This window comes from Blautia sp. NSJ-140, from assembly GCF_022868965.1.
Classification (GTDB): domain Bacteria; phylum Bacillota; class Clostridia; order Lachnospirales; family Lachnospiraceae; genus Blautia_A.
Genome location: NZ_JALIFS010000005.1, coordinates 12,839 through 36,852, shown reverse-complemented (window position 1 = coordinate 36,852; position 24,014 = coordinate 12,839). Strand labels below are relative to the sequence as shown.

23 protein-coding genes are annotated in these 24,014 nt (G+C 40.7%); all 23 read right to left on the bottom strand.

Annotation, left to right across the window (positions count from 1 at the left end; all coding sequences use genetic code 11):
- Positions 1 to 19: 19 nt before the first annotated feature.
- Entirely contained in the window at positions 20 to 997 is a 978-nt protein-coding gene (cbiB, locus tag MUB50_RS07360) for an adenosylcobinamide-phosphate synthase CbiB (RefSeq protein WP_173753474.1), read from the bottom strand.
- Positions 984 to 2,387 carry a cobyrinate a,c-diamide synthase gene (locus MUB50_RS07355; RefSeq protein ID WP_244790744.1) on the bottom strand — a complete coding sequence of 468 codons (1,404 nt, stop codon included), beginning with the start codon at positions 2,385 to 2,387 and terminating at the stop codon, positions 984 to 986. The genes cbiB and MUB50_RS07355 overlap by 14 nt, the downstream gene beginning before the upstream one ends.
- Complete coding sequence (cobK, locus tag MUB50_RS07350; protein WP_244790743.1) at positions 2,388 to 4,361, bottom strand: precorrin-6A reductase; 1,974 nt, start codon at positions 4,359 to 4,361, stop codon at positions 2,388 to 2,390.
- Positions 4,354 to 5,085 carry a precorrin-3B C(17)-methyltransferase gene (cobJ, locus tag MUB50_RS07345; protein ID WP_118368866.1) on the bottom strand — a complete coding sequence of 244 codons (732 nt, stop codon included), beginning with the start codon at positions 5,083 to 5,085 and terminating at the stop codon, positions 4,354 to 4,356. The genes cobK and cobJ overlap by 8 nt, the downstream gene beginning before the upstream one ends.
- On the bottom strand, positions 5,078 to 6,166 hold the full coding sequence (locus tag MUB50_RS07340) for a cobalt-precorrin 5A hydrolase (protein ID WP_244790741.1): 1,089 nt from the start codon (positions 6,164 to 6,166) through the stop codon (positions 5,078 to 5,080). Before MUB50_RS07340 ends, cobJ begins: the two co-directional genes overlap by 8 nt.
- Before the next feature lie 3 nt (positions 6,167 to 6,169).
- Positions 6,170 to 6,928 carry a precorrin-4 C(11)-methyltransferase gene (gene cobM, locus MUB50_RS07335; RefSeq protein WP_015524810.1) on the bottom strand — a complete coding sequence of 253 codons (759 nt, stop codon included), beginning with the start codon at positions 6,926 to 6,928 and terminating at the stop codon, positions 6,170 to 6,172.
- A gap of 3 nt (positions 6,929 to 6,931) precedes the next feature.
- Complete coding sequence (cobI, locus tag MUB50_RS07330; protein ID WP_092069119.1) at positions 6,932 to 7,633, bottom strand: precorrin-2 C(20)-methyltransferase; 702 nt, start codon at positions 7,631 to 7,633, stop codon at positions 6,932 to 6,934.
- A gap of 104 nt (positions 7,634 to 7,737) precedes the next feature.
- Positions 7,738 to 8,955, bottom strand: coding sequence for a cobalt-precorrin-5B (C(1))-methyltransferase CbiD (gene cbiD / locus MUB50_RS07325; protein WP_244790739.1), 1,218 nt, complete (start codon positions 8,953 to 8,955; stop codon positions 7,738 to 7,740).
- Between the two features lie 19 nt (positions 8,956 to 8,974).
- Positions 8,975 to 10,315, bottom strand: coding sequence for an MATE family efflux transporter (locus MUB50_RS07320; protein ID WP_244790737.1), 1,341 nt, complete (start codon positions 10,313 to 10,315; stop codon positions 8,975 to 8,977).
- Between the two features lie 217 nt (positions 10,316 to 10,532).
- Positions 10,533 to 12,122, bottom strand: coding sequence for an AAA family ATPase (locus MUB50_RS07315; protein WP_227573996.1), 1,590 nt, complete (start codon positions 12,120 to 12,122; stop codon positions 10,533 to 10,535).
- A gap of 177 nt (positions 12,123 to 12,299) precedes the next feature.
- Positions 12,300 to 12,797 (bottom strand): hypothetical protein, encoded by a 498-nt coding sequence (locus tag MUB50_RS07310; RefSeq protein WP_244790735.1) that lies wholly within the window; start codon positions 12,795 to 12,797, stop codon positions 12,300 to 12,302.
- 3 nt (positions 12,798 to 12,800) lie between these two features.
- Positions 12,801 to 13,019: a hypothetical protein gene (locus MUB50_RS07305; RefSeq protein WP_244790733.1), complete on the bottom strand. Its 219-nt coding sequence runs from the start codon at positions 13,017 to 13,019 to the stop codon at positions 12,801 to 12,803.
- Between the two features lie 15 nt (positions 13,020 to 13,034).
- A complete protein-coding gene (gene gloA2 / locus MUB50_RS07300; RefSeq protein WP_244790731.1) occupies positions 13,035 to 13,418 on the bottom strand; it encodes an SMU1112c/YaeR family gloxylase I-like metalloprotein in 384 nt (127 codons plus the stop codon).
- 190 nt (positions 13,419 to 13,608) lie between these two features.
- Positions 13,609 to 13,764, bottom strand: a complete 156-nt coding sequence (locus MUB50_RS07295) for a hypothetical protein (protein ID WP_158293336.1) — start codon at positions 13,762 to 13,764, stop codon at positions 13,609 to 13,611.
- 391 nt (positions 13,765 to 14,155) lie between these two features.
- A complete protein-coding gene (locus tag MUB50_RS07290) occupies positions 14,156 to 15,154 on the bottom strand; it encodes an acyltransferase family protein (RefSeq protein ID WP_118368875.1) in 999 nt (332 codons plus the stop codon).
- Between the two features lie 20 nt (positions 15,155 to 15,174).
- Positions 15,175 to 16,149, bottom strand: coding sequence for an NAD-dependent epimerase/dehydratase family protein (locus tag MUB50_RS07285; RefSeq protein WP_244790729.1), 975 nt, complete (start codon positions 16,147 to 16,149; stop codon positions 15,175 to 15,177).
- Positions 16,142 to 17,542: a hypothetical protein gene (locus MUB50_RS07280; protein WP_118368877.1), complete on the bottom strand. Its 1,401-nt coding sequence runs from the start codon at positions 17,540 to 17,542 to the stop codon at positions 16,142 to 16,144. The genes MUB50_RS07285 and MUB50_RS07280 overlap by 8 nt, the downstream gene beginning before the upstream one ends.
- A gap of 5 nt (positions 17,543 to 17,547) precedes the next feature.
- A complete protein-coding gene (locus MUB50_RS07275; protein ID WP_118368878.1) occupies positions 17,548 to 18,918 on the bottom strand; it encodes an O-antigen polymerase in 1,371 nt (456 codons plus the stop codon).
- A gap of 34 nt (positions 18,919 to 18,952) precedes the next feature.
- On the bottom strand, positions 18,953 to 19,678 hold the full coding sequence (locus MUB50_RS07270) for an IspD/TarI family cytidylyltransferase (RefSeq protein WP_118368879.1): 726 nt from the start codon (positions 19,676 to 19,678) through the stop codon (positions 18,953 to 18,955).
- Positions 19,679 to 19,702: 24 nt separating this feature from the next.
- On the bottom strand, positions 19,703 to 20,554 hold the full coding sequence (locus MUB50_RS07265; RefSeq protein WP_244790727.1) for a LicD family protein: 852 nt from the start codon (positions 20,552 to 20,554) through the stop codon (positions 19,703 to 19,705).
- A 19-nt stretch (positions 20,555 to 20,573) separates the two neighbouring features.
- A complete protein-coding gene (locus tag MUB50_RS07260) occupies positions 20,574 to 21,545 on the bottom strand; it encodes a glycosyltransferase (RefSeq protein WP_138277450.1) in 972 nt (323 codons plus the stop codon).
- A complete protein-coding gene (locus tag MUB50_RS07255; RefSeq protein WP_244790725.1) occupies positions 21,517 to 22,698 on the bottom strand; it encodes a radical SAM protein in 1,182 nt (393 codons plus the stop codon). Before MUB50_RS07255 ends, MUB50_RS07260 begins: the two co-directional genes overlap by 29 nt.
- A gap of 39 nt (positions 22,699 to 22,737) precedes the next feature.
- Positions 22,738 to 23,847 (bottom strand): glycosyltransferase family 4 protein, encoded by a 1,110-nt coding sequence (locus tag MUB50_RS07250; RefSeq protein WP_138277744.1) that lies wholly within the window; start codon positions 23,845 to 23,847, stop codon positions 22,738 to 22,740.
- Positions 23,848 to 24,014: the final 167 nt, after the last annotated feature.

The following is a 24,014-nucleotide window of genomic DNA, read 5'->3' as shown; positions in this document are numbered from 1 at the left end:
CTCCTGTCTGTATTTATTGTTACCTTAATAACCCGAACCGGATGCCCGCACTGAGCAGTCCAAAAACCACCACACCCAGTATGGATGCCGCGTACATCAGCCGGTTAGCTCTTTTGATATCCTCCGGCTCCACCGGACGGATCGGATCCCCGATCGTGGGTTTTTCATATAATTTTCCGAAATAATATGCATTTCCCGCAAGCTGTACATCCAGCGCTCCGGCCATGGCAGCCTCTGTCTGGGCTGAGTTGGGGCTTGCATGATTTCTCCGGTCACGTTTGTAGATCTTTGCCGCGTTTTTTATATCCATTCCTGTAAAAACAGTTCCTGCCACCATCAGCCATCCGGAGATTCTGGCAGGGATATAATTGGCCACATCATCCAGCTTTGCCGCAACACGGCCAAAATAGAGATATTTGTCATTTTTATATCCAAGCATGGAATCCATGGTATTGATGCCCTTGTACAGAAACATCAGCGGCACCCCGCCGATAGCCATATAAAGCATGGGGGCGATCACGCCGTCGGATGCATTTTCCGCAACTGTTTCCACTGCTGCCTTTGTCACGCCGGTTTCCGTAAGCTCACTGGTATCACGGCCTACGATCATGGACACCGCATAGCGTGCCTCCTCCAGAGTTCCGTTTTTCAGCCGGTCATAAACCTTCATACTCTCGTCTTTTAAGGAGCGGGTAGCAAGAAGCTGATAGCACCAGAATACCTCCAGCACAAATCCGGCCACCGGCAGATACCGGTAAAGATAGTGAAGCACCAGAAGCGGCACCCCACCGCTGAACAGACAGACAAGCACTACGATCAGAAAGCCTCCTGTCAGCTCACCGCCGTGATTTTTCGGAAAAATCTTTCGGATCACTTTTTCCAGCACTGCGATCAGATTGCCGATGACGCAGATCGGATGATAAAGCCATCTGGGATCTCCGATCAGAAGATCCAGCACAAATCCTATGACCAGTGCAGGAAGACTATATTTCAGCATCTTTTTTCTGCCTCCGTTCCTTCTTATATTCCAGTGCGTTCTTCAGAAAGCGTGCCGGAACCCTGGGATTTCCGTAATAATAAAGATGAGGAAATCCTGCCATCAGCCTGCCCCGGTCATGGATACAATCCCATCCTCTTTTAGATGCCGGCTTTGCCGCATGAAAATCCTCTCCGCAATCTGTGGAATCAAAATAATGGAATTCATGAGCCGGTATCTCCCCAAGTCCGGTATCCTGTTTTTCCGTAAGGGTGATATAACCGAACCGGTTCAGCTTCGGTGTCCGGTAAGCTCTTCCGGGGATCACCCCGCAGACTCTGCGCTGCTTTCCTTCCATATCCTCCATCTCCTGATGAAGATACATGAATCCGCCGCATTCTGCCAGACAGGGCATTCCGTCCAGGATAACTTCCCGGATCCGGGTGCACATTTCCTGATTTTCTTCCAACGCCTCCCCGTTTAATTCCGGGTAACCGCCGCTTAAAAGAAGCCCGTCCAGATCCTCCGGAAGCTCTCTGTCATGAATGGGTGAAAAACGTACCAGCTCCGCTCCCATCTGCTCCAGAAGATTTAAATTATCCGCATAGAAAAAGCAGAAGGCTTCATCATCCGCCACACCGATCCGTACCTTTTCCTCTGTCCGGTATCCGAAGGCAGTATCCTTCTGTATAAGCATTTCCGGCTCCGGCGCCGCAAGCTCCGGTGCTCCCCCTGCAAGCTCCAGGATCCCATCGATATCCAAAGTTTTCTCCAGCACCTCGGAAAGCTTCTGCAGACGGCTTTTCAGCTCCGGGATCTCCTCCGGAAGCACCAGCCCCAGATGACGGCTTTCGATCACACAGTCCTCCACCTTCGGAACATATCCCAGTACCTTTACGGAAAGCTCCTCTTCCAGAAGCTTTTTCATTCGGGGATACAGCATGGGAGACATCTGGTTAAAGATCACGCCGCAGATATGGCTGTCCTTTTTGTATTCCAGAAAGCCCTTTACATAGGCAGCCAGGGAAACACTCATGCCACGGCTGTTTACGATCAGGATCACCGGTGTATCTGTGGTGGAGGCCAGATCATAGGCACTGGCTCTGGAGGTGATCCCTCCTACACCGTCATAGTACCCCATGACTCCCTCCATCACTGCGATCTCACAGTCCGATGCGTTCTTTGCCAGAAGATACCGGGTCCTGTCTCCATCTGTAAAAAACGTATCCAGGTTTCGGGATCTTGTACCGATCACACGGCTGTGGAACATGGGATCTATGTAATCCGGGCCGCATTTAAAAGAAGCTACCTTAAGGCCACGGTTCACCAGCGCCTGAAGCAGTCCGCAGGTGATCAGGGTTTTTCCGCTTCCGCTGGCACCTGCCGCAAGAAGTATTCTCGGGATCTTCACCTAAATCTCCTCCCCTCTTCCGCTGCAGGAAATAATATAGATCGGATTCTCACCCATCATCATATGATACCTTCCGATAGATTTTGATCTTGCCGCAGACAGCTGTACGATATCCACATCTGTCAGGCTGAAATCTCGTATGGCATTCATGGCTTCCGTCACAGTCTCCAGAGTGATGCAGTTGATCACGATCCGTACTTCCGGATTTTTGTCCAGAAGAAGCCGGATGATCTCATTCATGTTTCCGGAAGACCCGCCGATAAAAGCATGTGTCGGAACAGGCAGCTCCACCATAGCTTCCGGTGCAGTACCCGGTACGATCTCCAGATTATCTGCGGCAAATTTCCGCCTGTTCTCCTTAAGAAGAGCAAGGGCATCCTCCTTTTTCTCGATGGCATAGACCTGCCCCTTCCAGGCACGCAGCGCCATCTCAACGGAAACCGAGCCTGTGCCCGCTCCCACATCATAGCAGACAGAATCCTCCTGAAGACGAAGCTTGGACAGAGAAACCGTACGCACCTCTTCCTTTGTCATAGGCGCCTTCCCACGGAGAAATTCCTCATCACAGATTCCGTGAACTGCGGGCAAAGGTTCTGCCTTTTCATTGCACGCAGTTACCACGCTTAATGCATCTCCCCGGTATTCTGTAAGATCTGCTGCCCTGGCATGAAAGATCTTTTCATTTTCGTAGGAAAGATTTTCGCCTACATAAAGGGTCACATCACCCATTCCATACTCAACCAGACGAGAAGCCAGACGAGCTACCCCATCCTCTGTTCCCAGAATGGAAAAGACCTTGGGGTTATGTCGGATCAGTGAGATCAGATTGCAGTCTCTTCCATGAGCGCTGACGATCCTGGCATCATCCCAGGAAAGACCGATCTTCGCCATAAAATAAACAACAGAAGAAATCCCACAGATCACCTGGACATCGCCATCCAGAAGATCCATCAGCTTCCTTGCGCCGCTGTAGAAGCCCACATCTCCGGAAAGGGCAATGGCAACGGTACGGTACTGTGGATGTGCCTTGATATACTCCACGATCTTATCACTGCGGTACTCATGGAGAACCATCTGTCCGGGCCTCTGTACGGCATCTGTCATACGCTTTGCACCGATCAGAAGCTCCGCCTCATCAAAGGCCTTCTTTCCTTCCAGGGTCAGGGTTTTTTCCGCACCCATGCCGATGCCCACAAGAGAAACCCTCTGTGACAGGGTAAGGCCGAACAGCTTTGCCAGAAATACCCTTGCTTCCGGCAGGGACAGCCCCTCCTCCTGCAAAGGTCTTCCGATGATCACAGGTGTGGCGCCGCAGCGCTGACAGGCCTCCATCTTTTCCGGAAATCCACCTGCCAGACCGGTATCCTTGGTGACCAGATAGCTGCACTGGAACTGACGAAGCATCGCTTCGTTGATCTCTGTGGAAAATGGCCCCTGCATACCGATGAGATGCTTTCCCTCGATCCCCAGCTCCGCACAGGAGCTAATCACAGAAGGGATGGACAGCACCCGGGCAAAAAGCCTCTCCTGGTAATCCGGGATCACTGTAAATTTAGACAGCTCCTTGCTTCCTGTGGTAAGAAAAATGTTCCCCTCTGTGCCGGAAAGAAATTCTGCCGCCTTCTCCGTGCTTTCCACGTAGATGGCTTCACGGTTCTTCTCTCCCTCCGGGCGAAGAACACGCTGATAACGGATATTTTCGTTCTCACAGGCAGACCGGATATTTTTTGTCACCTCTGCCGCATAGGGATGAGTGGCATCCAGAACGATCTCCGGCGCTTCCCTCCGGAAAAGCTCCTCCATATCTTCGATTTTCAGCCTTCCGGCGCTGACATGGAGAAATTCATTTTCCTTCAGAAGGGATCCGCCATATTCCGTAGCTGCACAGGCATAGACCGGAACATGATTTTCCGCAAGGAACTCACAGAGTGCGTAGCCCTCGGTGGTCCCTGCAAAAACAATGGCTTTATACATTCTTATATCCCCTTGGTGTTACCATCTTGCCGTTTACATTCTTAGTCTGTGAATTTCCCACAAATACGGTAGTAAACATATCCACTTCTGTATCACGAAGCTCCTTCAGTGTCATAACCTGTGCAGTCTCGCCGTCACGTGCGATCTGGGCGACCGTGCCGCAGACAGTGTCCGGGGACTTGTATTTCATCATCAGATCACAGGCCTTCTGAAGATAATCCTTACGTTTTCTGCTGGACGGATTGTAAAGGCATACCACAAAATCCGCCTGTGCTGCTGCCAGAAGCCTTGCCTCGATCTTCTCCCACGGAGTCAGAAGATCACTTAAGCTGATCAGGCAGAAGTCATGGATCAGCGGTGCACCCAGCACTGCGGCGCCGCCTGTAGCTGCTGTCACACCCGGGATAATGATCAGCTCCACATCCGGATAGTTTTCACCTACCTCATACATCAGACCTGCCATACCGTAAACACCGGCATCCCCACTGCAGATCATGGAAACGGTTTTTCCTTTTTTTGCCTCATCAAAAGCAAGTACACAGCGGTCTACCTCTTTTTTCATCGGTGTGGTCATGAACTCTTTACCTGCAAAATACTCCTTTACAAGATCCACATATACGGTGTAACCGATGATCACATCACTTTCATTTAATGCACGGATCGCTCTTCCAGTCATCTGGTCATACGCACCCGGGCCAATTCCTACAACATAAATCTTACTCAAAACGTATCCTCCGATTTCCGGCTGCAAGGGCGGTGGTCACACCGTCCCGGCCTGTTTTTTTTCTGATCAGTGTACCCTGTCCGCAACCCAGAACCGCGCTTCTCTCACAGACATTCTCTACACCTGTTATCTTTTTTACAAATTGTGACGGGGTAAATTCACCCTGCACTGCCTTCAGCTCTTCCTCTGTAAAGGTCAGAAACGGAAGCTGCCAGGCTTCTGCCAGAGAAAGAAGTCCCACCTCTTCTTTCTTCAGATCAATACTGGCAACAGCTCCCAGTGCTTCTCTGTAAACATCTGATTCCTTCAGACATTCCTCTGCCGCCTTCTGGATGGAGACTGCATCCTTTCCCCTGCGGCAGCCCATTCCCAGAACTGCAGCGGGCGGCACCACATGGACTGTATTTTTAAAGGGCAGACAGCCTCTGTGGATCGTCACCGCAATACCTGTTTCCGGTGCCTCACCGGCTTTCTCACCATTCTCCGGATCCGCTGCAGCTGAGGGCCTTCCGTCTTTCCCGCAAAGCACCAGACCCTCCGGCAGCTCTCCGTTCCATGGAAACTCACTGTAGAAGCCAACGCTCTCTCCTGCAAGAAGGGCCGCAGAAGCCTCCTTCGCAGCCTTCATATGAAAAATAGCACAGCCATTCTTTTTTGCAAAAACATCCACTGCAAAACGACTGTGAAGATCTGTGGCTGTTGTCACAACCGGCACTGCCTTAAGATATCCGGCACAGCGAAGTGCCAGCTCATTGGCTCCGCCAAGATGTCCGGAAAGAAGAGCAATGACAAATTTTCCGCACTCATCGATCACCAGCACAGCCGGATCCGTCTTTTTTCCGACAATGTAAGGTGCGATGCTGCGCACTGCGATCCCGCAGGCGCCAATAAAGATCACGCCCTCTTTTCCTGCCCGGAACTGTTCCCCTGCCCACTGAGAAGTGGAAACAGAGATCGGATCCGGAAGGTACCGGCTCTTTTTTGCAAGGGTGACACTCTCACCCTCTTTTTCCAGAGCCCTCTGAAGCCTTTCCCCTGTCTCCAGCCCTGTCATACTGAAGCAAATGATGGAAATGTTCATATTTTATTTCGTAGCCTCACGGAACTCTGTGGTAAAGCCCGGATCATACAGCTTGGATCTGTCATAGCTTGCAGCATTGACCGCATCACCTACCAGCATAAGAGCTGTTTTTGTGATCTTGTTCTCTTTTGCTGTCTGAGCCAGAGTACCCACTGTACAGATAAACTTCTTCTCATCAGGCCAGGTTGCCTTGTAGACGATAGCAGCCGGTGTGTCCTCACGGTATCCGCCCTCCACCAGTCTGCGGCTCAGCTCCTCCAGCATACCTGTACTGAGGAAAATGACCATAGTCGCATTATGAGCGGCAAAGGACTGAATGCTCTCTTTTGCCGGCACCGGTGTCCTTCCTTCCATTCTTGTGATGATCACACTCTGGGAAATATCCGGAAGTGTATACTCCAGGTTCAGTGCAGATGCAGCTCCGCAGAAGGCACTGACACCCGGGCAGGAATCGTAGGGGATCCCCTTTTCATCCAGGATATCCATCTGCTCACGGATCGCACCGTAGATACAAGGATCGCCGGTGTGGAGACGAACGGTCATCTTACCCTCAGCCTCTGCTCTCTCCATAACAGAGATCACTTCCTCAAGGGTCATCTTTGCACTGTTATGGATGGTGCACACATCCTTGGAATACTCCAGAAGCTGGGGATTTACAAGAGATCCCGCATAGATGATCACATCTGCCTCTTCCAGATACTGTTTACCTCTTACTGTAATAAGATCCGGTGCTCCCGGACCTGCTCCTACAAAATGTACCATAATCTATTCCTCTCTTCTGTCTTTATTTTCTTTGATAATGATCAGGGAATAATATCCTGCATCCTCAGGGATCTCCTCCACGGTCCGGTAGATCTTTTCGTCCGGCATTCCGCAGTTTTCGATCATCATGGCCTCTGCTCCCTGGGAAAGAAGCTCCGCCTTCACATCCTTCATTTTCTTTCCGGCTTTCATAAGGACCTTGGTACCGGAAAGCTTCAGCGCATCCTCAATCTGATAGGAAGCCGGGATCACGTGAAGAGGCTCTGCCTTCTCCACAAGTCCGGTATTCAGACGTGCGGAAACTGCACAGAAGGATGTGATCCCACAGACGATCTCCGTCTCATAGCCCTGAGCCACAAGTCTGTGATGAATATAGAGATATGTGGAATACACGGTAGGATCTCCCAGTGTGAGAAATACCACGTCTTTACCCTGGTCCAGGACAGCCTTGACTTTTTCTGCTCCTGCATCATGATAGCTCTTCAGCACTTCAGGATCCTTGGACATTGGAAAAGGAACTGCAAGAAGCTCCTTTTTTCCAAGCTCCGGATAAGCGCCCTCCACGATCTTAAATGCTACCGTATCCTCCGGAACCTGTCCCGGAAGCGCGATCACCTCTGCCTCCTTTACAAGACGAAGTGCTTTTAAGGTAAGAAGCTCCGGATCTCCCGGTCCTACACCTACACCATATAATTTACCTGCCATATTTCTTTCCTCCTATATTTTCCGGACAGGATAAAACCTGTCTGTTATTTTTATCAAATTTTGTCCTGAAATTAAAAAACTTCCATCCGGACCGGGGTTTCCTGTCATGAAATATCATTCACCCCGACTGCCTGCTCCTGTATCTTATGAATCAGCTCCTCTGCATCCCGGGTCTGCCCCAGCAGTCCGTATACATTGGAAAACACCACAGCACCCAGAAGGATCTGCTCATAAGATCTGTGGTCCAGATAAAACTGGATCTTCTCCATGACCACAGCCATAGTCTCTTTCAGGATACCATAGCTGTCAAGAACAGCCAGCGCCTCATCGGTAGTCCCCGCCTTCAGGATCTCTCTGGCACATTCCAGAGAGCCCCCTGCACGGATGGCACTTGCACAGAGAACCTCCATCCTTCCGTCAGCACAGTGGGAATGGGTATTCATGATCCCGGCGGCAACCTTTACAAACTTACCGATATGAGCCACAAAAAGAATGCCCTTTACGCCCATATCAATAGCCATGTCAATGGTCTCTCCTACATAGTTGCTGCACTTGATATTGTTCTCAAAGGGAATGGACATATGCTCCCTGAGATAATCCGCACCGTAATTCCCCGGTGTCACCAGGATATAGTTTTCTCCCTGGCAGAAATGCTGCTTCATCTCCACATGGATGCTTTCAATCAGAGCCTTCTCACTCATAGGCTCCACGATCCCGCTGGTTCCAAGTATGGAGATCCCGCCAAGAATGCCAAGACGGGGATTAAAGGTTTTCTTCGCGATCTCCTCCCCCTGAGGGACGGATACGGTAAGCTTCAGACCGCTCTCGTAGTCATATTCCTGGGCCGCCTCTTCGGCTTCCCGCAGGATCATGGCTCTGGGAACCGGATTGATCGCCGCCTCGCCTACGTTCTGGGAAAGTCCCGGCTTGGTGACACGCCCCACCCCGATCCCACCGTCCAGGATGATTTGAGGCCGGGATTTCTCTGTTTTCTGCTGCTGCCCGGCCTGTTCTGCCGCTGAGATAGAAAACTTCTCCGCTTTTACATAGACCAGGATCCCGTTGGTGGTATCCGGATCATCACCTGCATCCTTCTGTACAGCACAGGAGACATACGTTTCGCCCCGGGTAATATCGTGAAGCTGTAATGTGAGAGTGATTCCCTTTGGGGTATCAAGCTCTACCTCGGAAAGAGTCTCTCCCGAAAGCAGCATCCGGACTGCACCCCTGGCTGCCCCGGCTGCACAGGAGCCTGTTGTGTAGCCGTAGCGGAGGCGCTTGTTGTTTTTTATGACATACTGATCTTCCAGTCCGTTCTTCATATATACGACGCCCTCCTTTTTAAATTACCTTGTGCTCCAGCCATTTGCGGCTGTGGAAACGCCAGGTAAAAATAATCCCACGAACAGTCCAGTCCGCAAACATTCCGATCCAGACACCCATAGGCCCGAAGCCCAGGACACGGATCAGGAAAACACAGAGGCAGAACCTGCACGCCCACATGGTACAGCAGGAGGTGATCATGGAAAACTTCACATCACCGGCTGCACGAAGACCATACCCCGGCACGAACGCCATTGTCCATACCACAGGCTTTACAATGGTGATCCATGTGATCATGTGGATGCACATTTCCGCACTGGTACTCTCCATTCCGCCAAGGATCGTCACTGGTCTGACCAAAGCATACACAATCAGGCAGCTTACGATAATAACTGCCTCTGCAATGACGCAGAGTTTTTTTATGTAATAGACCGCCTCATCCTTTCGCCCGGCACCAAGACACTGGCCTACGATAGTCATCAGGCCCACACCTACTCCGATGGCTGCGATACCATTCAGGTTCTCAAGGATATTGGTCATTGCCTGAGCTGCGATAGCTGCTGTTCCCAATGTGGAAACCGTAGACTGGATGGCAAGCTTTCCAAGCTGAAACATACTGTTCTCAATTCCCGAAGGGATCCCAAGTCCCAGGATCCGTCCGATCATGCTCCAGTCCGGTCGGATCTTCAGATAATCCTTCACAACGACAGGCTGACGATCCTTACGCAGCTGCCAGAGAACAACCACTGCACAGAAAATACGGGAAACCAGTGTGGAGATCGCCGCTCCTGCAACACCAAGGTGGAAAACCCAGATCAGAACCGCGTTTCCGCCAATGTTCATGATATTGGAGATCATGGAGATAGTCATAGGCCCCTTGGTATTCTCCTGGGCACGAAAGATCGAAGCCGCAGAATCATAAGCCGCAATAAAGGGGAATGACAGTGCCGTGAAAAAGAAATAGGTTTCCGATGCACGCATAACATCCGCATCCACCGCACCGAAGATCAGCCTCAAAAGCGGTTTCTGAAAGATCAGACAGACTGCAGACACCACTACAGAGATCGCTGTGATGATAAAAAGCACCTGCCTGGCAGACATGTTCGCCTTCTCATAATTCCTCTGTCCGATATACTGGGCGCAGACAATGGCGCCTCCCGCTGCCAGCGCCGAAAAAGCCTGGATCAGAAGCACATTGATGGAATCCACCAGCGATACCGCAGAAAGAGCCGCAGATCCCACATTGCTGACCATCATGGTATCTGCGGTTCCCATTATCGAATTCAAAATCTGCTCCAGCACTACCGGCACCAGAAGATTACGGATCATCCGGTTGGTAAACATATGCTGCTGTTCCATTGTTACATCCCCCGCCTCACTTATTTATGACCTGACAAAGCAGAAAAAAAACGTCTGTATTTTATCAATCACACTTTCTCTGACATTATACCCTTTTCCCGCTCTTTTTCCAATATATTTTCTGTGTTTTTTGTACAAACTGCAAAATGCCGCAAGCGCGAAACCTGCGGCAGTCTTTCTATTTTGTGTTTTTTTATTATACAATTATGTTCCAAAGTCACTCTTTTTCATATTTTTCGATCAAACATTGATGTTCCTTACTGGTTTTATCATAGTTGATCCCAACAAGCAGGATTTCACCTGTGTAATCCAGAATTGAAGAAGGATATTTTTTATCTTTAATCTGCATCACGGCAGTCTGGGCATTTTGATTCCACTTCAGCTCTACGATCAGCGCCGGATAAGATGAACAGTACTCTATCTTTGGGATAAACACAAAATCAGCAAATCCACGGCCTGTCGGCAATTCCCGGACAGGTTTAAAATAGTACTGCATTGCACTTAAATATGCAATTGCCAAAACACTGCTCAGCGAATTCTCATTGTTATATTGAATGGAAGACGCATACTCGTTGTGGATTTTTTCAATCTGTGCAGCAACTTCTACTCCATCCATGTCCAACGTAGCATCAAGTAAATGTTCCGAATTTTTCTGGAATTCCAGCATCTCATTCCACTGCTTACTTTCAACAGCAGCTGTAAGTTCTTGTCGAATCTCTTCATTCGGCACGAAGGCAGTCTTTAATTTGGGGTTATATCCAAAATAACCCAGGTGAATCATGTATGTTAACACATCATCCTTACTTTTGATGCTTACCGTATCGTTCTTAAAGGTTGCTGTGTTTACTTTAACCTCTGCCCCAGAGATCATTTCAATAATAGCTGTTTTCAAACCACCATAATTCATGTTGATCAGCGGAACAATCACGTCATACGAAGCTGTTTCTGACCAATAGCTCTTGAATTCTCCCCGAAGCATCACGCCAACAACTGCTCGAGGATTATAAACCTGATGACCATTCAGCAGATATCCATCATACCAACGCTTTACCTCATCAAAATCCTGATGATATTCTTCTGCCAGTTTCTGCACTTCATTCTCAGTAAAACCGACATACGGTGCGAGACTGCCTGGGCTCAGCATAGAAAACTCATCAAAGTTATTCAGAGCTGACTGTGTTTTTTCCTTCTTTATGGGAAGAATACCTGTAAGGTACGCCAGTTGAATATACTTTGTAGGTTCTATTCCTTTGAACATTCCTCGCAGGAAATTTATATAATCTTCCTGTGCTTTTTTATTGGCCGCCTCATCACGAATCAGTACGTCCCATTCATCAATGATGACGATAAACTTCTGTCCCACCTTATCTTTGATTCTTGAAAGTGCATCCGGCAAGCCAGATACTTCAAGTGGCAGAACATCCGGATAAACTTCCCGCAATTCATCCAGAACCGCCTCCGTGACATGCTTCACTATATTATCCGCATCATCACAGTTTGCCAGAAACCACTGAATATCGATATGGATCACATCATACTTGTTAAGATGCTTTTTAAAGTCGGCCGCCCTGCTTATCTGCAATCCAGAAAACATCTGCTCAGAATCTGCGCCTTTACTATAATACGCAGCCAACATATTAGCCGCATAAGATTTTCCGAACCGACGCGGCCGACTATTGCAAATATAGGCATTTGTTGTATCAAGAACACTGTTTGTGTACTCGATCAGGCCAGTCTTATCCACATATATTCTGGAGTTAAGGGCAACCTGAAATGCACTGTTATCCGGGTTCACAAATCTTCCCATGCTTTTCAGACTCCTTTCTGAAGCTGTTCCTCAAGCACGAGGTTACAACTCACCTGTTTTATTTTGATTTTATCATTTCATAGAGCAAATAACAAGTTGATGGCTGTTTTACTTTGTGCAACATATGCAAATCCCACTCGAACAGTACGCTCTTTCCCGGTTCTGTCAACCATTATTTCATTTTGATCTCGCTGTTATACGAACATCTGCTGATCCTTCTTCTGTTGGGGCATTCCTCCAACGCTTCATCGCTCTGTACCTCCGCTGCCGCTCGGCTCCAACACTGATCTTATCTGCCGGTGCTGTACCTGGAAAATACACACCCTTTTTGTACGGAAGATATGAAGTAACAGAGGACCTGGACAGGCCAAGAGCATTTGCAGTTGAAAGGACAGCAGCTTTATGATCCTGTGTTTTTCTGAAATCATCAAAGGTCTCCTGCACCTTCTCCGCCATATCCGATACATACACACCGGCCGTGATAAGCAGCTTCCGAACCTTGATCGGATTCAGCCCCAGCTCATCTGCAATGGCCTGCAAAGACATCCCCTCTTCATAAAGCACAACAGACGGATTCATCAGTTCCTTAAGGATCTTCCCGGCATCATACTCCGGCTTAGATTTCCTACGGCCACCTCCGGGCCTTCTTGGTTTATACGCTCTTTTCTCACCCATAGATTACAAAACCAGCTCATACATTTTGAAGGTCATCTCGCCGCCATCTGTCAGAACATACAGTTCCTTCTTATCAATACTGTTACGCAGCATTTCATCAGAAGGATGGATACCTTTCTTCCAATGTGGAAACGATGGATCACCCTGCTCCTGATTGATCAGCTCCCAGTACAGAGATTTTATGTTGTCAAAATCATCTTTTACTGCCTTACGAAATATCATTTGCTCCATTTCCTCTTACTCATGCAGCTCCAGCGGCAGTCCGTCCGGGTCATGAAAAAACGTCATCTTCTTACCGGTAAAATCATCCACACGGATCGGCTCACATTCGATCCCGACCTCCGCCAGCTCTTTCACCGTCTGCTCCACACTCTCCACACAGAAAGCAAGATGACGCAGACCACAAGCCTCCGGACGGCTCACCCGCTTCGGTGGATTTGGTTCTGCAAAAATCTCCAGCTCCGTGTGCTCATCCACACGTAGATCCAGCTTCCAGTCCCTGCGCTCTGAACGATAGTTTTCTCTGATGATGGAAAAGCCAAGCTTGTTTACGTAGAAGTCTTTGGCGGATTCGTAGTTAGATACGATGATGGCGATGTGGTGTATTTTAGATAAGTTCATTTTTTTGTACTCCTTTTTAGTTTGTCTTATTTTCGTTATAAACTATATAGCGGTATTTAAAATATACCGTGTGTGCTTTGGCTCTGAAGGAGCATGTGTTTCACACACGGCATTATTTTTATTTCAGTCTTTCACTCGCATTTTAGTATATCACAAATCTGCAAATAAATCAGCCTTGTACACGTATTTTTTACTCCACTGTAACACTCTTTGCAAGATTTCTCGGCTTATCGACATCCAGACCCTTAGCAACAGAAACATAATAACCCAGAAGCTGCAGAGGAATAACTGCCAGACTGCCCACAAAATGCTCATCTACCTTCGGTACATACACAGTGAAGTTCACCTGATCCTCAATCTCCTAGAGTCTATTTTCAGAAACCCTTTGCTTCACAGAAAAAAGGATTCGGGTGAATCCTTCTGCAATACGCCGCATCATAACTGTTTTAGTATCTACAAAAGTTTCTGAATGTAGCAGAGTTAAAATCTTCTGGCATATATATATTAAGATTGAAAGTCGATTATCGTTGAATATGGTACGATTCTGTTAAGCCCAGGAATAAGTCTAAGGTGTAGATCAAAGGAACTCTCCAAAAGTTGCTACTGATTCTTGATTTGTTCTGGTCATAAGCATTACCTCATTAATATCATGTTTTTACAGTAAACAAGAAGAAATGCATTAGTCACTACACAAGGTTTTGAGGCACTTATATATTTACATGGAATTCCTCTCAATTTCATAATAAATATCTTTTTCGTATAGGTTCCAAGAATAATTTATGAATTTCGAATGTAATAAAAAGCGCCATTATAGTAATCAGGACAATTGCTACATCATTTTTCAATAATGTACCGACTATTATACATACCTTCAAAATTGGCATAGGTGGATAATGCAAAATCATAATATCCATAGAAGATTTTCCAATTTCACTTAAAACTTTAATGTTTCTTGGTAGCATTAAACAAGTTTCTAATAAAAATAATGTCCCCGTTAAACCAGTAATAATAAAAATTACTAAAGAATCAAAAGTATATGTATGCATATTAACAGTATTTTGTGTTATGCTTTGCACTATAAAAAAACATAACCCTGATATCATAAAAAAGGCTTTTTTATACTGACATATACTTTTCCAATTTAGTCCTATTAAATATCCCATTGACTCAAATATTGTAGCTAGAAACACTCTGGCAACTGATATTATTGGATAGCATATAATCGGGCTTTGTATATTTTTTACAAGCACTTTTAAAGCTAATGCTAATACCAAGCAAATAAGAATCAATAATATTTGTCTCTTTACTTTTGAAGTAATGAAGTTTTCTATTCTTTTTTCATATTCAGAAAGAAAGATCTTAGTTACAAACAGTGTTGCAAGAAACCAAAGTGGTGCAATTCCACGACATGTTATTGTTGCATATACTCTTTCCAATAATGAAACCTTGTTTTGTATTGCAAACAAAATTATATATACAAAGCTCCAGAAAAAATAAGGAATCAGAAGTTTTTTAGCTGTTTTGACTATATTACATTGTAAATTTCTTTGTAAACCAGAAATAATACCACTTGCTATGAAAAAAAGTGGCATATGAAAAGAATAAATAAATCTAGCCAAAATTACATACTTTGTAGATAACGCATTCTGAAGTAAAATAGTGTGTCCTAATACCACTAAAAAAATTCCTATTCCTTTTAAATAATCTAATTCAATAATTCTTGCCTTTTTGTTCATTTATTATTTTTCCCTGCATCTTAAATCAATGTTTTCATCGAATCAATCATTTTTTTGAACATTTCTTCAAGGCCATATAAAGGCTTCCATCCGAGTTTCCTGATTTTTGACGTATCCAGATTCATATGGAGAACTGGCGCATATCCCAAATTTTCATTCATATTTTCTTTAATTCTTACTGAAATATTGTTATGCGCACATTTTTGAGCAACTAACAGTGCCATTTCATAAATAGAACAATACGTATCTTCATTTGCCACATTATATGCCTCGCCAGCAATTCCCTCTTTCAAAATAGTCAAAATAGCTTTTGCTGCATCTTCTGTATACAAATAGCTCCGCTTAGTTTCACCTTTAGTATTAAGAATAATATCTTTTTTCTCTATAACGCATCTTGCAAATTCAGCAAAAACTCTTCCATCATCATATCTTACACCGGGTCCAAAAGTTTGCGTAAGCCTAATTACCTTTGCTGGCACATTATATTCTGATGCATAAGATACACATAAATTTTCACACATTCTTTTGCTTTCAGGATAACATGAGCGAACTTTCATTGTATCTATATTTGTATTGTAATTTTCAAATATTTTGTCATCAGTTGTTGGTGCTCCGTATACCTCCATACTTGATAGATATACAAATCCCTCAACAGAGCTAAGTCTTGCAATATCAAGCATATTTTTTGTTCCAATAAGCGCTGTCAAAGATGTTTCAACTGGATTTGCAACAAATAATTTACTTGATGTTTGACTAGCAGCATGAATGATATAATCAACATTCATTTTTTGAGGAGTAATTGTTTCAACATTTCCAAAATAAAATTCAAGATTTTCTGTTTCTTTTCCTAATATTTGATATGCTTTTTCCTTATTTCTTACCAAAGCAATAATTTTTATATAATTATTTGTTTTTAAAAGTTCTTTTATTACTGCTTGTCCAATAAGCCCCGTTGCACCTGTTATTAATATTGTCTTTTCTTTTAAATCATTCATATCCATTTTCCTTTTTTTTAAGTAATTTATTACATATCATTTTAATTTCTTTTATAATCTCCATTAATGTATCTCTCATTAAAAAAATCAAAATAAGACCAAATGCAATTACATAACAAATACATCCTATAATTGCACTCATTTTTAATCCACATACCAAATACATGGATACCATTAAAGCAAATGCAATATTTTCTCTAATATCCGCTCGTAATTCTTTAGTTAAAATTTCACATACAATATACCACAACAGTGCTGTTAATAAAGTTGCAAAAGCAAATGAATACATAGATTTAAGCAAATAATATGCTATGCAATTCGTCACAAAAGCAACTACTGTCATTCCACTTAATTGCCAAAAATATATTTTTTGTAATAATTTTGATTTATAATAATTGACATAAATACCCTTTATAACGGTATAAAATGCATGTGCCGCAAATAAAATAAATATTAATCCTGAACTTTCTTTATATTTGGGTAAAATCCATTCAATAATGAACTTTAATGGAAATGCGCCTCCAATAATCAAACAACCCCAAATTAATACAAATTTTTTGATTTTTTTGATATTATCTATATTCGTTTCTCTACAAAAATAGTTATACATGGATACAGTAATTGGTGTAATAAAGACATTAATAATCTGTTCAACACTTACCGCAAATGAATATTGTGCAAAATAAAATGAATTCATCAATATTTTTACAAACCAACGATCCATTCCTGTAAATATAGAACTTGAAAAATTCCCTAACATCAAAATAAATCCTTGCCTGATATTAATTATTATTTCCGAAATAGAGAATTTTCCACCTTTTAATATCCCAGTTTTTCTACTGACTCCATAACATAAAATGACAGCTATAATTATACTTGCCAAAACTTGAACGCTTAAATAGAGTTTATAATTATCTGTATTACACAGAAAAATGAGCAAAAGATCAAATATCAAGACTAGAATTTTTTCATAATTTAATGCTTTTCCATATAAATTATACTCCCCAATTGCCTGGGCGAAACTTTTAAAATATCCTATGAAATTTGTAGCAAATACTCCAACCGCAAAAGCATACATTATGAAACTCTTTCTTATTCCACCAAATATTACTAAACCAATTGATGCAATCAATAGTACAAAAATATAATTCAAAAAATTTGTACTTAAATCCTTTTTTGATATATTTTCTATTTTTTTTCCACCATATTTTAAGTACATTCCATCATTGTATCCTAAATGGAAAAAACCGGCATAAGAAATATATAAAGCATACGTTTTTATATACGAATACGATTCTATAGATAAATATTTAGGTAATAAAAAATTACTTACAATTCCAACAAGTAAAAAAATAATATTTGCAAAAAGGACTTGTGCTAATCCTTTTTTCATTTTTTTCATCTCCTACAAAATCTAATTTTTAAAAATCTAACTTTTAATTTCAAACAATAAACAACCAACATAAATAATATAGGCATAATAATAGTAGTTGTACAAAGAATGGCAGATAGTGGTTGCTCCTGTATTGACATATAAAAATATCCATAAGCAATATATCCAAAAAATATAATAGAAATATCATACAATACACTTCTTTTTTTACTATATTTTATGGTGTAATATATTTGATTATATATAAATGAAACAAGCGCAGTACACCAAATCACACCAAAGTATCCAAAATCATAAATATACTTTCTAAAAGCTGTATATATATTTCCAACATTCAGGCCATTCGAATATCTAAATTCAAGATGCGAAATATATATCCAATCTTTAATATTAAATCTTTGTCCAATGAATCGAATAATAGAATAAAATGTTTCTTTTCCCCATATTTGAGATCCATCTATAGGTTTTTTAATAAAATCATCTAATAAATGGATAGACCCTCCAATATAGCAACATATATAATACAATGGACTTTTGGCTGTTTCTGAGTAATTTCTTCCAACAATATCTCTCAATTCCACAAATATGATAAGTAAAACTGTTGCAATTACTACTATTTTGACTAAAGCTTTTATATTATAGTGTTTATTCCATCCATTTTGTTTATGGTAAAGTAAATGATACATGACCATAGTTGCTATAAATATTTGAAGAATAGCTCCCCTGGATGAGCATACTAAGTTAAATAATATGTACGCTATAACTGGCAACATTTCCATAACATTAAACCTTTTTATTAGTTTAAAGTCTTTTTTTACTAAAAAATTATTAACACATATATATACAAATATATAAGAAAGAATCATAGATGCTTTATTTAAAATATTTATATAAGAAGGAATAACTATATGAAGATTTGAGGAGTCATAACTTACTATATTTCTATAGTATTCCATCTTCATTCCCCACGATAAAAGGGATTTCGAAGAAGCCATTGCAATGACATTATTTACAAATTTTATCTGTAAATAAATCAATACTAAATTTACTAATAAAATCAATACGATTTTCCAATTATCAACTTTTATTAGTTTTAATTCAAATATTTCATTTGCATTTCTTTTCCCATAAATGTTTTTACAACAACTATTACATACTATACCTATAACAGAAAAAACCAGACATCCACCAACAATTACTAATATTGTTGCCATACTTATTTCAGTTTTCCAGTACCTAGCGTTAACAATACATCCTAGCGTGCTCAGAAAAAAAACAGCACAAACTATAAATGATGGAGAAAATATATCTTTATCTAATATCATTAACGTCAATAACATTAATAATATCAGAAATAAAAGCAATAAATAAAGCATCGTTTCAACTCCTTATTTTGAATTAATCACCGTTTTAATAAGGTGTATATAACTGAGCATCTTCTTTAGCTTGCAAAACTGCTCTCATCATATAAAAGTCATCGGGCGTAGTAATTTTTATGTTTTCATATGGTCCATCTGTCATATGGAGTTTATATCCATAATATTTCATCATACTACATGAATCAATAAAATTAAAACTTTGTTCATTCATTGCCTTTTTATGTGCGCTTAGTATATCTTTCAGCCAAAAACACTGAGGAGCTTTTGCTACTCGAGAGTGTGCACGATCCGGAACTAATTTTATATCGTTGTTATCATATATTTCAACAATAGTTTCTTTTACTATCCCACTTGTAATTGAGCTTCCATAATCTTTAACATCTTGAATATTTCTTTTTATCAATTCCTCATTGATCAACGGTCTTACACCATCGTGAATAAGCACAATATTCTCTTCATCTCTTGCAATTTCTTGTGCAGCAATCAATCCATTATAAATAGATAGTTGTCCTGTTTTTCCGCCTGGAACAATTTTCTTCACCTTATTTAATCTATATTGATAAACAAGTTGATTCATATAATCGATCCATCCTTCAATGCAAACAACAACTATTGAATCTATATCTTCACTATTCTGAAAATGTTCAATTGTGTGAACTATTATTGGCTTATTATAAATATCAAGAAATTGTTTCGGTCGATCTTTACTATGCATACGGCTTCCTACTCCACCTGCAAAAATCACTCCAATATTCATTTTATTTCTCCTCGAATTACTTTTTTAATCCTCGACAAATTGAATTGAATGAGTTACCCTCTCATTTTCCGGAGGAAGAGTCATATAATCCCCAAAAATATATGAAAGATGTTCCTCTGTATTTTCCGGAATTGATACTTTAAGTCCTTCAAATAGTCCTGTTCGTTTTCCATCCCATAAGCGTTTCGGCATTATTTCTTTTAAACCATGTCCACCTGAAAAATTCCATGCATAATTCACCTTATCAAAGTCATATTTCTGAAGTTGTTTATCTAATTTATCTAATGTTTTTTCAGCCGAAAGTATTTTTCCAATATGAGTAATTTGTGCAAACTTAATTATTAACCATTCCATTTTGCTTCGTTCACGGTTGGTCATTACATAATCAATTTGTGTAAACTTATATAGCATTTTCCACCAAAGCACTTTAAAAACTTGTAGTTTTCTTAAAATTCTATTATCTGGCAAGCCATCTATAGGAAAAACATCCATCCAAACACCTATTTTTGCTTTGTACCCTCCCTGATCCCAATATATTTTCTTTTTGTTATTAATCATTCTTGTAAAATAACATTTGAAATTAGGATCTGAAGATTTTGTTACAATCTCCATATATTCAGGTAGATACTTAGGTGCAATTTCCAAAAATTTATTGTAATCCGGTCTTGGCAAACCAATATCAATATCGTCATCCCATGGTATAAAACCATTATGTCTAACTACACCGATTAATGTTCCCCCTATCATATAATATCTAAGATTATTGTCATCACATATTTTTTTAAAAAGTTTAAAATTTTCTAATTCACATGACTGTAATATTTTCAAATCTTCATTAAAATTTTCTTGTATTTGAAAATTATTTTTCTGTTTCATCAAACATTCCTCTTTTCTATTAAATCATATTAAATATAACTTTATAAATCCATACCATGCGCGTTTTTATTTTTCGTTTCGAAAATCCTTTGATAAACATAAGTTTAAATTTATGTTTTATATTATAGTTATAATCTATAATTATTTCTGAATAATATTTAGATTCTGACGTCATATCTTCTTTCGCTAGATATAATTCTTTTACAAAATTTTGAATAATATGTTCTCGCGAAGAAAAAATATTTTTAAACATATTATTCAACATATATCGTAAATCATGGTGAAGAATTGTTGTTTTCATTCCACACACATTCATATCATGCTGCCGATATAAAATTAATGGTTTTTCATCAAAATAGATATCTGAGCCTATACATTTCGCAAGTCGATATATCCATGAATCATGTATACAATTTATTTTAGGGTAATTTTTCAACGTAAAATATACTAAGCTACGATTAAAAATCATGGTGCATCCTGAAGCTAATGATGGCCACAATATTTCCATATAATCATTGTAGTAGACAATATTTTCTTTTTTTATTTCATTGAGATTTTTATCCACAAATATTTTATTTGTATAATAAAGAGCACCTTTTGTATTTTTTGATTTCTCTAATCTACATACGCCCTCAAATAATTTATCCTCCATCCAGTAATCATCTTGATCTGAGAATGAAAAATAATGAATATCCGGATAATTCTTATATACAAAAGTAAGCGAACGCAAAAAACTATCTCTAACTCCTAAATTCTCTTTTTTAAGCTCATCAATCCATATAACATTCCTATAATTTGTACAATATTCTTTTATGATTTTTCTTGTATTATCTTTTGATCCATCATCTCTAATAAACAATAATACAGAAACTTTTTTTTGGTTTAGAATAGATTCTATTTGTTCCCGAATATATCGCTCTCCATTATATGTGGACATTATAACAGCAACATTCTCTACACTATTATCTAAACTGTTTGGCAATATCTTCATTTACTATTTCCTCACCGCTTTTATGTTTTAACTGCTCCTGGGATGCTTCACTCAAACCATTATTGACCACACAATTGTTATCACATGTACTACATTTGTCCAGTTTCTCTTTTGACACCCTTCCATCGCGATATTCACAACAAATTTTGTTCTCATACATACTATATGGATGTTTTGAAAACAGAGCTTTTAACTTATGAACGATAACCCAAATTGCAGGTTTCCAAATATATTTGTGCATCGCTGGGGAAACAGATCCAATCATCCAGCAATTTCTATCACAATGGCGAACTTTTTTTCTAACAGACTCAGCTTCTGGGCTATTCCATAACTCATTCCAAGTCTGAACATTCAAATTGCCCATAACTTCTTTATCCTTTGTTCCATTGCATGGCATAACATCACCATACGGATCAATGAAAAATGTATCAAAACTCATATCACAAGGTAATAAACGTTTTTGGCCATAAATATAATTAATCAAACCATGGTTAAAATACGCCCTAAACCATTTTTTAGGGCTATTACTACGAAGCAACTCATTTACTAAATTTTCAAAATTTTTTGCAACCATTGGGCGATTATGAATAATATTTTTAGCTTCTACAAAATAGAAACTGTTATGTAAAGATGCAGTTGCAAACTCCATTCCCATTTCATCAGATATTTTATATAGCGGAACCAAATCAGAAGCATTTTTATCTTGTACTGTCATACCAAATCCAACATCTTTCATACCCATTTCTCGAAGTTTTTTTAATGTACTATAGCCTCTCTGATATCCGTTCTGCAAACCACGAATTTCATTATTGGTCTGTTCTAATCCTTCAATAGAAATGCGAATACCAATCTGAGGAAACTCTTTACAAAGATCAACAATACGATCTGTAAAAAATCCATTTGTAGAAATAACAATGCGATCAGACTTCTTATACAATTCGCGAACAATATCCTTCAAATCACTCCGAATAAATGGCTCTCCACCCGTAATATTTGTAAAATACATCTTGGGTAATTTCTTAATAGTTTCAATACTGATTTCTTCCTCCGGTTTCGAAGGAGCTTTATAACGATTACACATAGAGCATCGTGCATTACAACGATAAGTAACAATAACTGTACCATTTAATTTTTTTTCACTATTATTAGACATTCCTTTAATACCTCAATCTTTTTATTTTAAATTTCGCTTTCATTTATTTTCATATATTATTTCTGTTTTCTTAACTACATCATCCCAATTATATTTATTTAAAATAAAATTCGACGCTACTTTCTTCAATTCCCGAACTTTTCTTGAATTATCACAATTCTCTTGAAGCTTACGAACTAATTCACTCACATTCGATTTCTTGAAAATTACTGCCTTATTTTCCACCACTTCCGTACATTCAGGAATGTCCGAAACCAGGCAACAATTCCCATAGCTCATTGCTTCTAGCAAACTTAACGGCATTCCTTCCAAATCTGACGGGAGAGTATAAACGTATGCATTACTATATAATTCATCTAATATCTCTCCCTGTACAAATCCAGTAAAGATAATCCTACTGTCACTTTTAGATAACTCTTTCAGTTTGCAGGCAAATTCATCTGTATCACTAGAGCCTCCAGCGATTACCAGTTTCTTATCTGTTTTTATCTGTTTGAACGCTTCCACCAGATACCGAATCCCCTTCTCAGGTACCAACCGGCCAAGAAAGAGAAAATATGAATCTTTTGTAAGACCATATTTTTCTGTAATGATTTCTGCGTTTTTAATAGCTGGACGATTCACTCCATTAGGAATAAAATGTGTTTTTCTACCATATGTTTCCTGAAAATAATCCTGAACACCTTTGCTCAGAACGATTATTTCATCAGCATATTTCACTGCATTTCGTTCTCCCTGACGGATAAATTTTGAACCAAATCCATTTTTCCATTTTTCTCTTTGCCAATCGATTCCATGTATGGTCACTACAACTTTTTTCCCAAATAATTTGGGCAACCACGCAAAAAATGCTGGTCCTTCAGCATGAATATGTACTACGTCGTATCTTCCTAATGCACAGCATAGAGCCGCAAAAAAAGAAGAACTAACTGCTGCCAGTCCCTTTTTTTCAATAGTGGGAACTGTTTTCAGTTTTATCCCCTTATATTGGTTTTTAATTTTTGCATCATATTCTGCGCCACTTACATGATGTCCAGCTCTGTTGTAACAAACAACTGTATGTCCGTCTCTCACCAGACGGGTACACAGTTCTTCGACAACAATTTCCACGCCACCCTCCCGACTAGGTATTCTCTTATGCCCAAACATCGCTATCCGTAGCGGCTCTTTAACCTTTTTTTCTCTCAATACTTTCCATCCTTACAGAAGATGCTCGCATCTTCTTACTAATATTTTTAATTAATCCTATACGTTCACATTCTTATAACTTCGAATACACCCCGCACCAAAAGGCACAGTTCTTCGGCGACGCCTGC

Excerpts from the sequence above, each read along its gene's own strand:
- cbiB (WP_173753474.1), bottom strand. The coding sequence starts at position 997 with ATGCTGAAATATAGTCTTCCTGCACTGGTCATAGGATTTGTGCTGGAT.
- cobK (WP_244790743.1), bottom strand. The coding sequence starts at position 4,361 with ATGTATAAAGCCATTGTTTTTGCAGGGACCACCGAGGGCTACGCACTC.
- MUB50_RS07340 (WP_244790741.1), bottom strand. The coding sequence starts at position 6,166 with ATGAACATTTCCATCATTTGCTTCAGTATGACAGGGCTGGAGACAGGG.
- cobM (WP_015524810.1), bottom strand. The coding sequence starts at position 6,928 with ATGGTACATTTTGTAGGAGCAGGTCCGGGAGCACCGGATCTTATTACA.
- cobI (WP_092069119.1), bottom strand. The coding sequence starts at position 7,633 with ATGGCAGGTAAATTATATGGTGTAGGTGTAGGACCGGGAGATCCGGAG.
- cbiD (WP_244790739.1), bottom strand. The coding sequence starts at position 8,955 with ATGAAGAACGGACTGGAAGATCAGTATGTCATAAAAAACAACAAGCGC.
- MUB50_RS07320 (WP_244790737.1), bottom strand. The coding sequence starts at position 10,315 with ATGGAACAGCAGCATATGTTTACCAACCGGATGATCCGTAATCTTCTG.
- MUB50_RS07315 (WP_227573996.1), bottom strand. The coding sequence starts at position 12,122 with ATGGGAAGATTTGTGAACCCGGATAACAGTGCATTTCAGGTTGCCCTT.
- MUB50_RS07310 (WP_244790735.1), bottom strand. The coding sequence starts at position 12,797 with ATGGGTGAGAAAAGAGCGTATAAACCAAGAAGGCCCGGAGGTGGCCGT.
- MUB50_RS07305 (WP_244790733.1), bottom strand. The coding sequence starts at position 13,019 with ATGATATTTCGTAAGGCAGTAAAAGATGATTTTGACAACATAAAATCT.
- gloA2 (WP_244790731.1), bottom strand. The coding sequence starts at position 13,418 with ATGAACTTATCTAAAATACACCACATCGCCATCATCGTATCTAACTAC.
- MUB50_RS07290 (WP_118368875.1), bottom strand. The coding sequence starts at position 15,154 with ATGAACAAAAAGGCAAGAATTATTGAATTAGATTATTTAAAAGGAATA.
- MUB50_RS07285 (WP_244790729.1), bottom strand. The coding sequence starts at position 16,149 with ATGAATGATTTAAAAGAAAAGACAATATTAATAACAGGTGCAACGGGG.
- MUB50_RS07280 (WP_118368877.1), bottom strand. The coding sequence starts at position 17,542 with ATGAAAAAAGGATTAGCACAAGTCCTTTTTGCAAATATTATTTTTTTA.
- MUB50_RS07275 (WP_118368878.1), bottom strand. The coding sequence starts at position 18,918 with ATGCTTTATTTATTGCTTTTATTTCTGATATTATTAATGTTATTGACG.
- MUB50_RS07270 (WP_118368879.1), bottom strand. The coding sequence starts at position 19,678 with ATGAATATTGGAGTGATTTTTGCAGGTGGAGTAGGAAGCCGTATGCAT.
- MUB50_RS07265 (WP_244790727.1), bottom strand. The coding sequence starts at position 20,554 with ATGAAACAGAAAAATAATTTTCAAATACAAGAAAATTTTAATGAAGAT.
- MUB50_RS07260 (WP_138277450.1), bottom strand. The coding sequence starts at position 21,545 with ATGAAGATATTGCCAAACAGTTTAGATAATAGTGTAGAGAATGTTGCT.
- MUB50_RS07255 (WP_244790725.1), bottom strand. The coding sequence starts at position 22,698 with ATGTCTAATAATAGTGAAAAAAAATTAAATGGTACAGTTATTGTTACT.
- MUB50_RS07250 (WP_138277744.1), bottom strand. The coding sequence starts at position 23,847 with ATGTTTGGGCATAAGAGAATACCTAGTCGGGAGGGTGGCGTGGAAATT.